This window comes from Pseudoclavibacter sp. JSM 162008, assembly GCF_041366455.1.
In the GTDB taxonomy this organism is placed as follows: Bacteria; Actinomycetota; Actinomycetes; order Actinomycetales; family Microbacteriaceae; genus Pseudoclavibacter.
In genome coordinates this window covers 24,084-36,989 of the sequence record NZ_JBEWYX010000013.1, presented here as the reverse complement: position 1 = coordinate 36,989, position 12,906 = coordinate 24,084, and the positions used below count along the sequence as shown (strand labels likewise).

Here is a 12,906-nt window from a genome sequence, read left to right as displayed (position 1 = left end):
TACCGTGCGCGTTTCGGCGCGCGACGTCACCGCACGCGGAACTGACCGGGGCTCGTTCCGGTCACCCGTCTGAACGCCGTCCCGAAGGAACTCGCCGAGCGGAACCCCACCGTCATCGCCACCTCGTCGATGCTGTCGCCGTCCGCGAGCAACACGATCGCGCGTTGGATTCGGAACGCGGCCACCCAGCGACTGAAGCCGAGACCCGTCTCGGCTCGGAACTGACGGGTAATGGTGCGCGAGCTCACCCCGAGCCGCGCCGACCACGCTTCGAGCGTGCCGGCATCCCGCACATCCGCACGGACCGCCTCGACGATGGGAGCCAAGAGCTCGGAGTCGGGGATGCGCAGGAGCAGCTCGTGCGGGGATGGGGCGAGCACGTCGAGCACCATCGCCTCGGTCGTCGCCCGCGAACTGCCCTCGAGGCTCGGCTCGGCCAGTCGGTCGAGGAGGAGGCGCAGCAGGTCGGTCACGTCGACGGCGACCGGGCCGTCTGCGATGGGGGCGGTGCTCTGCACGCTGAACATGGCGGTCCGGTACCAGGTGCCGGCTGGCGTCCGAGCTGTGTGGCGGACGCCAGCCGGGATCCAGAGGCCCACAGTCGGCGTGATCATCCAGGTGCGGGAGCCGACCGTCAGTGAGGAGGCGCCCCGCGTGTTCCAGATGAGCTCGTGCGTCGGATGCGAATGCTCTTCCCAGAACGTGTTCCGACTGATGGCCTCGTCCATGCCGTCGATGACGTACGGCACGTCGATGGAGCCCGCCTCGAAGACGGGAAGACTGCGCCGGTCGACGTCGGGCACATCCACTGGCTTCAGGGGGAACACGGGGCAAGCCTACGGAGTCGACCTGCGGGTGCTGGTGCGGGTCCGTGTCCGGCCGTTCCTGGCGAGGTCAGGCACGCTCCGTCTTCAGCCAGTCGCCGTGCGATGGCGCCCAGTCGTAGGCCGCCTTCGCGTACGCGCCAGTCGCGGCCTGGTCCTGCAGGAGCGCATCGGCGAAGGGTGCGCCCAGGCGCTCGCGGCTCGCATCCGGAGCCTCCTCCAGCACCTGGGTGCCAGGGCCAGCCGACTCGGCGATCTCCCGGACTGTGGGGTTCTCCCCGCTCGCACCGATGACGTAGCCGACGGCGGCGCCCTTCTCGAGGACGCGCACGTAGAGCTCAGCCAGATCGTCGACGTGCACCAGCGTCCACCGCTGGCCGCCGTCGCCAACCAGAGCTGTCGGAGCCGACCCGTTCCCGGCGAGGAGCTGCGTGACACCACCTTGCCCGCCGTACACGACCGCGGGCGCGACGATGGCCGTGTTGACGTTGCTGTTGATGACCTGTCGGTCGAGAGGCACGCGCCACGACACGATCTCGGGCGGCTCAGGCTCGGACTCCTCAGTGATGGCCGGGTTGTTCCCGAACAGCCAGATGCCGCTCGTGTGCACGAACTGGGTGGGGGAGTGCACGAGCTCGTTGAGCACGGTGGGCACGAAGACCGGGTCGACGTCTGGCGCCGACGCCGTGTGGATGACGCCCTCCGCCTGGCGGAGCAGCGGCGCCAGGGCGACGCGGTCGGTGAGGTCGACGACGACGGCCCGCGCGCCCGCCTCCCGCACGGCTGCCGCCTTCTCCTCGGTGCGCACCGCGGCGGTCACGGTGTGACCATTCGCGAGGAGCGCCCGAAGCACTGCAGAGCCGATATAACCGGTCGCCCCGGTGAGGAACACCTTCATGTGGTCGCCTTCCGTCGTGTCGAAGTGGACTGCGGGGTGCAACGACCCGGATGCCGTCGGCATTCCGGGTCGTCGCAGAGCCCGCGGTCGTGGTGTGTTCCCGAGGGCCCCAGTGGGCTAGGACGTCGTCGGGCCCAGGTCGGGGTCGGTTGCCTGCGCCGTCGGTGCGGGCGCGACGGAGTCGGTCTTGGGGACACCATTGGCGCCCACGGGGCTCTCGTCCGCGTCAGACGCGGATCCGGGTTCACGTCGGTCGACGCCCACCGTCACCTGCGTCACGAGCGCCGCGATGGCGCCGACGGCGACCAGGACGGGGGCGAGCGCGGCCGCCACGACGGTGACCGCGAGGCCCGCGGTCAGCGGGATCTCGAGGAGGGTGGTGCCGTCGTCGTTCTTGATGAACACGCGACGCACGTTGCCCTCGTGGATGAGCTCCTTGACCTTGCCGAGCAGGTTCTCGCCGGAGACCTTGAACTCCTCGTAGCCGTTCTTCTTCTCAGTCATGTTCTGCGTCCTTCTTTCGGTTGTGGTGGGACTGCTGGGTTGCGTGGAGGCCGGTCAGCTGGGAGCGTCAGCGCCCTGCCCCTCCTGCCATTCGGCCATCTTCGAGTAGTCGGGCAGCTCCTGGATCGACCAGGTGTTGCCGTCCGGGTCCGCGAAGTACGCGAAGCGCCCCCAGGGCTGGTCGTCGATGGGGCTGACTTCGACGCCGCGGTGCGTGAGATCGGCGTGCGCTTCCTCGATGGAGGTGACCACGCATTGGAGGGCGCGCAGCGAACCGGCCTGCATGTCGCTGATGCCGTTGCCGAAGGCGATGGAGCAGGCGGAGCCGGGAGGTGTGACCTGCACGAAGCGGATCTGGTCGCTCACCACCTGGTCGTGGTCGACCGGCCAGCCGAGCGTGTCGCCGTAGAAGGCTCGCGAGCGGTCGACGTCGGCGACCGGGAGGCCGACGAGTTCGATGCGGTACTCAACCATGGTGTTCCCCTTTTCGTGCATGAGTCCTGCGGCGCTCGAGTCCCCTGCGACTCGAACGTGCGGGCAATGTAGCATCGGCCACCGACAGTTCGGACAGTCACGGCTCTTGCAGCGGGATGCAGGTCACCGAACCTCCCGCCAAGCCGCGAGCGCGGCCTCGCGGCCTTCCTTCAGGCCCACGATCGGTGCCGGATACTCGTCGGTTCCCGCCTCAGGCACCCAGCGCTGCACATAGGCCCCGTGCGGGTCGAATCGCTCGGCCTGGCGCTCCGGGTTGAAGACCCGGAAGTACGGGGCGGCATCCACTCCGGAACCCGCGACCCACTGCCAGTTGAACGGGTTCGAAGCCTGGTCGGCGTCGACGAGCGTGTCCCAGAACCACTCCTCGCCGCGCCGCCAGTCGGTCAGCAGGTGCTTGGTGAGGAAAGAGGCGGTGACCATGCGGATGCGGTTGTGCATGCTGCCGGTGCGCCACAGCTCCCGCATGCCCGCATCCACGATGGGGATCCCGGTGGTGCCCCGCTGCCACGCCTCGAGCGCGTCGCGGTCGAGTTCCGGCCACGGGAAGTCTTCGTAGGACGCGCGCCAGGGGCGCGTGTGGAGCTCGGGGAAGCTGTAGAGGGTGTGCCAGGCGAACTCGCGCCAGAGGAGCTCGCGACGGAAGGTCGCGGCGCCTTCTCCGGTGCGCCCATCGAGGGCGTGCCAGGCCTGCGCGGAGGAGATCTCACCCCAGCGGAGGTGCGGGCTGAGCCGGCTCGTGCCCACGAGGTCCGGTCGGTCACGGTCCGCCTTGTAGTTGGTGACGACCCCGTCGAGGAACTCCTCGAGCCGGTCGTGAGCGCCCCGCTCTCCGGGCGTCCACTCCTCCCGAAGTCCCTCGGCCCAGTCTGGCCTCGTCGGCAGCAGCTGCCAGGAGTCGAGCGCGTCGGAGTCGAGCGAGGTCGCCTTCGAGCCGCGGGGGAGCGCGTCCGGTGCCGGCAGGGGCAACCGCGGGGGCTCATGGTCGAAGCGGCTCTGGCAGGCGTTGGCGAAGGGCGTGTACACGCGGTACGCCTCACCCTGCCCGGTCTGGATCTGCCACGGCTCCGTGAGGAGCGAGCCGGGGAGGCTGTGGGCCTCGGCACCGCCATCGATGAGGCCCTGCTTGATGCGTGCGTCGATGTCGCGCTCGGCCCCGCCATAGCGGCGGTTCCAGACGACGAGCCCCGCGTCAGCCTCTTCGGCGACGCTCGGCACGATCTCCTCCGCGCGCCCGCGCCGCAGCACCAGCGAGCCGCCGATCTCGTCCAGGCTCGCGCGCAGGGCATCGAGGCTGTGGTGCAACCACCACTTCGCTGCCCCTCCGAGCGCACGCACGCCGGGGGACTCCTCATCCAGCACGAACAGCGCGATGACGGGCCCGCCCCGTTCCAGGGCAAGGTGCAGAGCCGGGTGGTCGTGGAGGCGCAGGTCGTCACGGAACCAGACGAGCGTAGGGGAGGCCATGCGCCAAGGCTATTGCTCGAACCTCGGCCGGAGGCTGGACGCGAGGCGCGGCAGTGTCATCCCAGAGGACCATGCGGGCGAGACCAGGGGCGGACGCGGCGTGCGGGCTGCCATCCGTAGCGTCGTCGACATGAACACCACATCCTCCCTTGTCGCGAGCGTCGTCGACGTTCGAAAGATCTACGGCACCCACGGCAGCGTCGCCGCCCTCGATGGCGTCAGCCTCGGCATCCGAAGCGGCGAGTTCACGGCGATCATGGGCCCGAGCGGCTCCGGCAAGTCGACGCTCATGCATGTCATGGCGGGGCTCGACGGTGCCACCTCCGGCCGCGTGTTCCTCGGCGACACCGAGATCACGGGCATGAACGACGCCGAGCTGACCGTGCTCCGGCGCCGAGCGGTGGGCTTCATCTTCCAGGCCTTCAACCTCGTGCCCACGCTGGATGTGCGCGGCAACATCATGCTGCCGTTCGACCTCGACGGCCGGTCCGTCTCCCGCGACGAGGAGCAGTGGATCACGCACCTCATCCAGACCCTCGGCCTCTCCCAGCGCCTCGCCCACCGGCCCTACGAGCTCTCGGGCGGGCAGCAGCAGCGCGTCGCCATCGCGCGAGCCCTCGCGACACGGCCCAAGCTGATCTTCGCCGACGAGCCGACGGGAAACCTCGACTCCAAGACGGGCCGCGAGGTGCTCTCGCTACTCTCGACCGCGAGCAGTCAGTACGGCCAGTCGATCGCGATGGTGACCCACGACCCGATCGCCGCCAGCCACGCCGACCGCGTCGTGTTCCTCGCCGACGGCAAGGTCGTCGCCGACCGGCCCCGCACGAGCGCCGCCGAGATCTCCAACCTCATGCTCTCCATGGAGACCGCAGCATGAGCGCCGCCGGAACCGCGACCGCCACGAGCAGTGCGGGGACCAGGAGCGCCGGCAAGCCGCGCCGCGCCCCGGAGTCGCAGCAGAACAGCGGCGGCGCGGCCGTCGTGCTGGTCTCTGCCCTCTCGGCCGCCTTCGGCACGGTGCTCATCATGATCGTCGCCGACCTCGCCGCCTACTTCGACGCGATGGGCCTCAGCGAGATCGGCCAGCTCGCCACGGTGCTCGGCACCGTCGCGGCCCTCTTCTTCACGATCGCCCTCTTCGTGGGCGCCGTCGTCACCTCCAACTCGGTCGCGACCGTCATCGCCGGGCGCACGAAGGAGATCGCGCTGCTGCGCCTCATCGGCGCCTCGGGGAAGTCGCTCCGAGCCCGCACCGTCCGCGAGGGACTCGTGCAGGGAGCATCCGGCGCGCTCGCAGGAGCCGTCCTCGGCGTCGGGCTGACCGCCCTCGGTGCGCAGCTCGCGATCATGAACGGGGCACTCGAGCCGTTCGCCTTCCCCATCGTGCATCCCGCGGTGCTCGCCCCCGTCATCGCCGTCACCGCCGCGACGATCATCGCGTCCTGGGTCGGTTCGCGCCGGGTCCTCTCGGTGTCCCCGATCGCGGCGACCTCGTCCACGGCAGAGCCGACCATGCAGGAGCTGCGCGCCGGTCGTGGGCGCAGCATCACGGCCGTCATCCTCATCGCCCTGGGCGTCGCCATGCTCGTCGGCGGTGTCTACCTGGGCCTCTCCAGCCCGACCGGTGTGCTCGTGAGCGTCGTGGGCGGCATGCTGTCGTTCGTCGGTGTCGTCATCGGCTCGCCCGTCATCCTCCCGCCCCTCATGAGCCTCGCCGGGAGGGCCCTCGGGCGCGGCCCGGTGACGCGGCTCGCGGCCGCCAACGCCGTGCGCAACCCATCGCGCAGCAGCCGGGCGGTCATCGGCCTCGTCATCGGCATCACGCTCGTCACGATGTTCGCCGTCGCCACGGAGACGTTCCGCACCATCACCCTCGAGTTCGGGCAGATGGAGCCCGAGATGTACGCCGCGTTCGAGCAGGTCATCGACGTCACGACGGCCATCATGAGCGTGCTCCTGGGCTTCTCGGTGCTGCTCGCCGCGGTCGGCATGGTCAACACGCTGTCGCTGAGCGTCATGCAGCGCAGGCGCGAGCTCGGCCTGCTGCGGGCCCTCGGGTTCACGGCGGGGCAGGTGCGGCGGATGATCGTGACCGAGGCCGTCGCCATGATCGCGTCGTCGGCGCTGTTCGGCCTGCTGCTCGGCGTCTTCTACGGGTGGGTGGGCGCGCAGGCCACCTTCGGATCAATGGTGGGGCGCATCATGCTGCCGAGCATCCCGTGGGTGACGGTCGCCGCCGTGTTGCTCGTGACGTTGCTCATCACGGTCGCCGCGTCGCTGCTGCCGGCTCGCCGCGCAACGCGCGTCTCCCCGGTCGCGGCCCTCGCCGTCGACTGACGGCCCGCGCTCCGGCCTACGCTCGCGGTCCGCGCTCCGGTCCCGCGCGCACCTCGCTCCCGCATCTCAGAGTTGTGGCCTGTTGCTGTTCCCGAACTCGGGAACAGCAACAGGCCACAACTCTTCGTGCCGTCAGCGGCGTCGGGTGGCCCGAGCGGCCTCGCGCGGGCGGCGCTGGCTACGGCAGCGTGTGGCCGGCCGCCGTGAAGATGCGGTAGTACTCCTCTCGCGTGAGATGCACGTCCGAGCCAGCCGCCGACTCTGCGACGCGCGACGGGGTCGTCGTGCCGAGCACCACCTGGATGTTCGCGGGGTGGCGGGTGATCCAGGCCGTCGCGATGCCCGTCGGCGTGACGCCGTACTCCTCGGCGAGCGCGTCAAGGACGTCGTTGAGGTCGGCGAAGTTCTCGCGGTCGCCGATGAAGACGCCGTCGAAGAACGCCTTCTGGAATGGCGACCAGGCCTGCAGCGTGATGCCGTTCAGGCGCGCGTAGTCGAGCATGCCGTTGTCTCGGTCGATGGACTGGTCGAGGCCCACCATGTTGGCGGCGATGCCCGAGGCGATGATCGGGGCATGCGTGACGCTCAGCTGCACCTGGTTGATGATGAGCGGCTGCGCGACGACCGACTTCAGCAGGTCGACCTGGCCCGGCGTGTGGTTGGAGACGCCGAAGTGGCGGACCTTGCCGCGGTTGTGGAGCTCGCTGAAGGCCGTAGCGACCTCGTCGGGCTCGACGAGCGTGTCGGGGCGGTGGAGGAGGAGCACGTCGAGGTACTCCGTGCCGAGGGCCTCAAGCGACTCGTCGACGGTGCGCATGATGTGCTCGGCCGAGAAGTCGAAGTAGCCCTCGCGGATGCCGACCTTCGACTGGATGAGCACGTTCTCGCGCTCGGCGGGGGAGAAGCGGATGGCCTCGCCGAAGCGGCGCTCGCAGGCGTGGCGTTCGCCGCCGTAGATGTCGGCGTGGTCGATGACGTTGACGCCGGCGTCGAGGGCCGTGCCGACCAGGGTGCGCAGCTGCTCGTCGTCGAGGTCCATGATGCGCATCTGGCCGAGCACGATGCTGGATGCACGCACGTCGGTCTGCGGGAGTGTGAAGGTCTTCATGCTGGCATCATCTCAACTCCGCTGCCGAGGAACCTGGCTGCATCGAGGACCTCGGGCGTCGCGGAGCGTCACAGTCGTTCCCCCGCTCGCCGCGCACGCCTAGCCTTTCGGCACGGCATCCGCCGTCGAGAGGAGCGCACCCTCCGGGGCGTTCCAGGAGCATCCTCCAGAAGCCACACCCACGACGGAGCATCATGTCGGCACAGACTCGAATCGACCCCCGGGGGCCGCGCTTCGGCGCGGCCATCTCGGCGCTGCTCCTTCTCGTGACGGTGTATCTCGGCCTCGTGGCACCGGCCGCGGCCTCGTTCCCCGACCGGATCGTGCAGCCAGGGTTCCTCCTCCTGGTCGCGCTGTCGGCGCTGTTCGCGTGGGGTGCGTTTGCGGGGATCCAGCGCCACCCGTACGGCCGCTTCTTCGCCCGCTTCATCCGGCCGCGTCTCGCCCCTCCGGTCGAGGCGGAGGACGCGGCCCCGCCGACGTTCGCGCAGGGGGTCGGCTTCGCGGTCACGCTGGTCGGCGTCGTCCTGCACCTCCTCGGGGTGCCGCTCGCCGTGCCGGTCGCCGCGGGGGCCGCGTTCATCGCGGCGTTCCTGAACGCCGTCATCGGCTACTGCCTCGGCTGCCAGCTGTACGTGCTGCTCTTGCGCGGCGGGATCATCCGCCGCCGGGCTGCGCAGGGCTGAGCCGCACCAGCATGGACGCCACCACCGCTGCGCTGCTCGTCGGTGCGCTCGTCGTGATCGCCACCGTGGTCGGAGTGGCGATGCAGCGCACGAGCGGGCGCCTGAAGCGCGCAGCTCAGCAGCTCGACGGTGCCCCGGACCTGGACCTGCTCGCCGACGGGCCGCCGCAGGGGGAGCGCGCAACGCTCATCCTCTTCTCCACCGCGTTCTGCGCCAGATGCCCCGCGACCAAGCGGATGCTCGAGGACCTCGCGGCCCAGACGCCCGGCGTGGTCGTCGCCGAAGTCGACCTCACCGATCGTCAGGACCTCGCGCGCAGCTACGACGTGAGGCAGACGCCCACGGTTCTGGTGCTCGACGACGCGGGCACGCGGGTCGCTCGCATCGGCGGGCCGCCGAGGCGAGCCGAGCTGCAGGCGCAGCTCCAGCAGCTGAGCGCCTGATCCCGGCGCCACAGACCTCACCGTTCGACCCCCGGATATGCGAGGCTGTCCGCGTGGACGCATCAGTGGTGTTGCTCGTGATCATGGCACTTGTACTCATTGTGGCCGTGGTCGGCTGGGTCGCGAGGCGCGGTGTGAGCCGTTTCGACGGCGAGGGGGAGCCGGAGCCCGAGCAGTCGGAGATCGACCTCGAACTGCTGCCAGAGGGCGTGCTGCCGGGTCGCCGCGCGACCATCGTGCTCTTCACCGCCCCGGACAGTCCCGAATGCGCCGTGACGAGGTGGATGCTGCAGGACGTCGCCGCCACCTCGGCGGGGGTTGTGCTCGCCGAGGTGGACACGAGCATCCGCCCGGAGCTCGTGCTGCCGTACGACATCGTCGTCACTCCCACGGTGCTGCTGCTCGACGCCGACGGCAACCGGGCCGGCCGCTTCGACGGGGCGCCGCTGCGCGAGTCGGTGGAGGCGCAGCTCATCGAGCTCAGCGTGCGCTGACCGGGCGGCTGCCTCCGCCGTTCCAGAGCTGCGCGGGCCTCGCGTGGCGTTCGACGCCGATCAGGAGTTGAAGGGCCAGAACTCGAAGCCCGCGGAATGCGAGAGCGCGTCGCGGAGCAGCAGGAAGCCGACGATGCCGATGATCCAGGCCGTGTTCTCGGCGGCGTTCCGGCTCAGCCAGTCCGAGAGACGACGGAGGCGGGGTTCGACGGTGCGGCGTGCCGCGACCCGTCCGAGCAGGAGCAGCAGCGCCGGGACGATCATGACGACGCAGTACGCGGCGAGCAGCGGAGCTGATCCGGCGACGCCGAGCTCCGAGTTCGTGAGTAGGCCCACGGCCGCGAGATAGGGGATCATCGTCGCGAGCTCGACGAGACCCGCGGCCAGGGCGAGCACGATGACGGTCGCCGGGGAGCCACCGCCGAGCGCCCGCTCGCGCCAGCGGCCAAGGCGCCCGGGAGCGGCCGGTGCCGAGTCGGACTGCGGGTTCAGGTGTGCGGGAGGAATGCCGCTCCCGGCCGGGGCGACCTCAGCGGGCGAGAGCTGCGGCTCCTTCTTCTTCGTCGGCATGAGGATGGCGACGGCGAGCAGGCCTGCGCCGAGGAACAGCTGCACGGCGTAGGCGGTGGGCGTCTCGAGCACCGCGGCGGCACTGTCCAGCAGCACGGACGCGCCGGCCGTGAGGGCGAGACCGACGAGGAAGTAGAAGCCGGCGATCGTGCCCAGGTAGGTGAGCATGCGCCCGAGGCGGATGCGGCCGGGCGCGAGCAGGAAGAAGATCGGGATGAGCAGCGTGCCCGCACTCAGGCTGTCGACGAGTGCGAGTCCGAGGAGCGAGAGCAGCAGTTCTGTGGTCATGGGGCAAGCCTCAGGCGCGTGAGCGCGGGACCGCGTCCGCCAAAGGGCGTCGACACGGCCGCCGGGCTACATCCTTCGGCGGACACCCTCCTTGCGTCTGTGTGCTGGGATGGTCGGATGACGGAACCCGGTGGGACGCTCGCGGCAGCGAAGACGCGCATCCGGCACCTCGACGAGGACACGACGTCGACCGTCGTCGTCGTGACCATCGCCGTCGTGCTGGCGCTCTTCGACTCCGCTGAGCAGCTCGGTCCGACGCTCGTGGCGATCGCGATCGGCGCGGTAGCGCTCACGCAGAAGCGAAGGTTCCCGGTGGCCGTGCTCACCGTCTGCGTCGCACTGGCCGCGCTGACGCTCGTCGTCGGCGGCGCGCTCGGCGTGATCGTGCTGGTCCTCGACGCGCTGTATGTCGTGGGGAGGTTCGCTTCGAGGCGTGCGCTCCGGGTCGTGGAGTGGGTCGTCGTCGCGGCCGTGCTGACAGCGTTCGTCGCGCCCCTGCTGCTCGGGGCGACACTCCGGGAAGCGGTCTTCTTCTGCCTGCAGGCCCTCGCCATCTTCTGCACCCCGCTGTGGTGGGCGGGCTCGGTGCGCCAGAGCGCGGAGCTGGCTCGTGTGCAGGAGGCACGCGCCGACGACGCCGAGCGCCTGCTCGTGCTGGAACGCGAAGAAGCGGTGCGCGCTGAACGAGAGCGCATGGCCCGCGACCTCCACGACGTCGTCGCCGCGAACCTCTCGGCGATCGCGATCACCTCCGAGGCGGCGCTCGCGGGGCCAGCGGTCGCTCCCCGGGAGGCCGGCGCCCTCCAAGCCATCCGTGCCTCCGCCCTCGAGGGACTCGACGAGATGCGGTCGATGATCCTCATCCTGCGTCACGGTGAGAGCGACAGTCAGGAGCTGGCCGCACCACCGCGGCTCGCTCAGGTGGCCCAGATCGTCGCGGCCACGCGCGCGGTCGACGTGACGGTCGTCGGCGAGGTGCCGAGCGCATCCGCCGCCTCCGAGCAAGCGCTCGCGCGGGTCGTGGCGGAGGCTCTCGCGAACAGCGAGCGCCATTCTCCCGGGGCCGACGTCGAGGTGCGCTTCGAGGAGGACACCGAGTCGATCTCCGTGCTCGTCACGTCCGTGGGCGGCACGCCCGTCGACGGCGCCCCGGGCACCGGGAACGGGCTCGGGCTGATCCGCGAGCGAGCCGAGCGTCTCGGCGGGCGCCTCGAGGCGGGGCCGATCGCGGACGGTGGAGGGTGGCGCGTCAGCGCGCGAGTGCCGCGGACCGGGGGAGGCGCGGAGCGCGGAGCCGGTCGCCGAACCGAGAGGGCATCGTGAACGGAGCCGATCAAGCAGGCGAGGCGGACCAGGCCCACCTGAGAGGCAAGGCAACCGGGGCGGTCGGTGCTGCCCGGCCACGAGTGCGCGTGCTCATCGCCGACGATCACGCCGCGATCAGGGCGGGGCTGCGGCTCCTGCTGGAGGCACACGACATCGAGGTCGTGGGTGAGGCCGCTGACGGTGCGGCGGCGATCGGCAACGCGCGGGCGCTTCGGCCGGACGTCGTGCTCATGGACGTTCGCATGCCTGGCACCGACGGCATCGCGGCCACACGGGCGATCATCGCCGAGTCGCTCTCGCAGGTGCTCGTGCTGACGACGTTCGACCTCGACGAGTACGTCTTCGGCGCGGTTCGCGCGGGTGCCGCCGGGTTCCTGCTCAAGTCGACGACCGGGCCCGCCCTGCAGGCGGCGGTGCAGGCAGTGGCGAGGGGGGACGGCGCGCTCTCGCCTGAGGTGACGCGGCGCCTCCTCGACCGCTTCGCCGAGACACGAGAGGAAGTGCCCACGGCAACGCCGGCGGTGCCCGGCATCGAGCAGCTCACGGCACGGGAGCGGGAGGTGCTCACCGCCCTCGGCGAGGGGCTCTCGAACGTCGGCATCGGCCAGCGGATGCACATCAGCGGGTCGACCGCGAAGACACACGTCTCCCGGGTGCTCGCGAAGCTCGGGGTCACCTCGCGCATGGAGGCCGCGGTGCTCGCGAGGCGTGCGGGACTCGCGGACTGATGCGTCCCCGCATCCGCCTGCCCTAGCGGATGACGTCGAAGACCTGCTTCTGGATGCCGTTCGAGTAGACCTCGTGCTCGACGAGCTTGAGGTGCTGGGTGGCCTTGTCGGTCTCGCTGAAGAGCCGTTTGCCTGCACCGAGGAGCAGCGGGAAGACGAGCAGGTTGTAGCGGTCGACGAGTCCGGCGTCGGCGAGCGCCTGACCGAGCTCGGCGCTTCCGTGCACGATGATCGGGTCGCCGTCGCCGTCCTTGAGGGCGGCGACGTCGTCGATGGAGCGCAGGACGGTGGCGGGCCACCGCGGGTCGTCGGTCTCGAGCGTCGTCGAGACGACGTAGCGCGGCATCGAGTTGTAGTTCGGGAACTCCTCGGTCATGCCGGGCCAGACCGGCGCGAAGGCCTCGTAGCTCGTGCGGCCGAGAAGCAGCGCGCCGGCTTCGAGCTGCTCGGTGCCCTTGATCGTGTAGGCGGCCGGATCGAACTCGATGCCCTGCCAGGTCCACCCCGAGTTGCGGTAGCCCTCTTCACCTCCGGGGGCCTCCATGACCCCGTCGGCAGAGACGAAGGCGGTGACGATGAGCTGGCGCATGGGGTTCTCCTGACGGCGTGCGGTTGATTCGCTCCCCGCGAACCGTAGGAAATGCTAGATCACTTGCGACTAGGTCGGAGGCCAGCAGGAGAGCGTGACGCACGACTCTCGCGGCTGGCATCGCGGCTCGAGCTGTGGCGGATTCGTCA

At 70.4% G+C, this 12,906-nt stretch carries 15 protein-coding genes; 7 read left to right on the top strand and 8 right to left on the bottom strand.

Annotated elements, in window-relative coordinates; translation table 11 throughout:
* Positions 1–26 precede the first annotated feature (26 nt).
* The 5 genes from ABVF28_RS11745 to ABVF28_RS11725 form a co-directional block, all read right to left on the bottom strand.
* Positions 27–827 carry a helix-turn-helix domain-containing protein gene (locus tag ABVF28_RS11745; RefSeq protein ID WP_371030595.1) on the bottom strand — a complete coding sequence of 267 codons (801 nt, stop codon included), beginning with the start codon at positions 825–827 and terminating at the stop codon, positions 27–29.
* Between the two features lie 67 nt (positions 828–894).
* Positions 895–1,722, bottom strand: a complete 828-nt coding sequence (locus ABVF28_RS11740; RefSeq protein ID WP_371030594.1) for an NAD-dependent epimerase/dehydratase family protein — start codon at positions 1,720–1,722, stop codon at positions 895–897.
* Between the two features lie 117 nt (positions 1,723–1,839).
* Entirely contained in the window at positions 1,840–2,226 is a 387-nt protein-coding gene (locus tag ABVF28_RS11735; protein WP_371030593.1) for a DUF4342 domain-containing protein, read from the bottom strand.
* Between the two features lie 54 nt (positions 2,227–2,280).
* Positions 2,281–2,700 (bottom strand): VOC family protein, encoded by a 420-nt coding sequence (locus tag ABVF28_RS11730; protein WP_371030592.1) that lies wholly within the window; start codon positions 2,698–2,700, stop codon positions 2,281–2,283.
* A gap of 123 nt (positions 2,701–2,823) precedes the next feature.
* Positions 2,824–4,185: a deoxyribodipyrimidine photo-lyase gene (locus ABVF28_RS11725; protein WP_371030591.1), complete on the bottom strand. Its 1,362-nt coding sequence runs from the start codon at positions 4,183–4,185 to the stop codon at positions 2,824–2,826.
* Between the two features lie 130 nt (positions 4,186–4,315).
* Here ABVF28_RS11725 and ABVF28_RS11720 point away from each other — a divergent pair, with 130 nt between their 5' ends.
* Together ABVF28_RS11720 and ABVF28_RS11715 are read left to right on the top strand one after the other, a co-directional pair.
* Positions 4,316–5,065 carry an ABC transporter ATP-binding protein gene (locus tag ABVF28_RS11720; RefSeq protein WP_371030590.1) on the top strand — a complete coding sequence of 250 codons (750 nt, stop codon included), beginning with the start codon at positions 4,316–4,318 and terminating at the stop codon, positions 5,063–5,065.
* Positions 5,062–6,525 carry an ABC transporter permease gene (locus tag ABVF28_RS11715; RefSeq protein WP_371030589.1) on the top strand — a complete coding sequence of 488 codons (1,464 nt, stop codon included), beginning with the start codon at positions 5,062–5,064 and terminating at the stop codon, positions 6,523–6,525. The genes ABVF28_RS11720 and ABVF28_RS11715 overlap by 4 nt, the downstream gene beginning before the upstream one ends.
* Positions 6,526–6,703: 178 nt before the next feature.
* On the opposite strand, the gene ABVF28_RS11710 is transcribed toward ABVF28_RS11715, so the two are convergent.
* Positions 6,704–7,633, bottom strand: coding sequence for an aldo/keto reductase family oxidoreductase (locus tag ABVF28_RS11710; RefSeq protein ID WP_371030588.1), 930 nt, complete (start codon positions 7,631–7,633; stop codon positions 6,704–6,706).
* A gap of 194 nt (positions 7,634–7,827) precedes the next feature.
* Between ABVF28_RS11710 and ABVF28_RS11705 the strand changes: the two genes are divergently transcribed.
* The 3 genes from ABVF28_RS11705 to ABVF28_RS11695 are packed head-to-tail and all read left to right on the top strand — an operon-like array spanning position 7,828 to position 9,256.
* Entirely contained in the window at positions 7,828–8,319 is a 492-nt protein-coding gene (locus ABVF28_RS11705; protein ID WP_371030587.1) for a DUF4395 domain-containing protein, read from the top strand.
* Between the two features lie 11 nt (positions 8,320–8,330).
* Positions 8,331–8,762: a thioredoxin family protein gene (locus ABVF28_RS11700; protein ID WP_179556902.1), complete on the top strand. Its 432-nt coding sequence runs from the start codon at positions 8,331–8,333 to the stop codon at positions 8,760–8,762.
* Positions 8,763–8,815: 53 nt separating this feature from the next.
* Complete coding sequence (locus tag ABVF28_RS11695) at positions 8,816–9,256, top strand: thioredoxin family protein (protein WP_104311725.1); 441 nt, start codon at positions 8,816–8,818, stop codon at positions 9,254–9,256.
* Positions 9,257–9,316: 60 nt separating this feature from the next.
* Here the strand turns inward: ABVF28_RS11695 and ABVF28_RS11690 are convergent, their stop codons facing one another.
* Positions 9,317–10,114 carry a GAP family protein gene (locus ABVF28_RS11690; protein WP_371030586.1) on the bottom strand — a complete coding sequence of 266 codons (798 nt, stop codon included), beginning with the start codon at positions 10,112–10,114 and terminating at the stop codon, positions 9,317–9,319.
* A 117-nt stretch (positions 10,115–10,231) separates the two neighbouring features.
* On the opposite strand from ABVF28_RS11690, the gene ABVF28_RS11685 reads away from it, so the two are divergent.
* On the top strand, positions 10,232–11,437 hold the full coding sequence (locus ABVF28_RS11685; protein WP_371030585.1) for a sensor histidine kinase: 1,206 nt from the start codon (positions 10,232–10,234) through the stop codon (positions 11,435–11,437).
* A gap of 83 nt (positions 11,438–11,520) precedes the next feature.
* Positions 11,521–12,168 carry a response regulator gene (locus ABVF28_RS11680; protein ID WP_371030655.1) on the top strand — a complete coding sequence of 216 codons (648 nt, stop codon included), beginning with the start codon at positions 11,521–11,523 and terminating at the stop codon, positions 12,166–12,168.
* 22 nt (positions 12,169–12,190) lie between these two features.
* Here the strand turns inward: ABVF28_RS11680 and ABVF28_RS11675 are convergent, their stop codons facing one another.
* Positions 12,191–12,757, bottom strand: coding sequence for a dihydrofolate reductase family protein (locus tag ABVF28_RS11675; protein WP_371030584.1), 567 nt, complete (start codon positions 12,755–12,757; stop codon positions 12,191–12,193).
* Positions 12,758–12,906 lie beyond the last annotated feature (149 nt).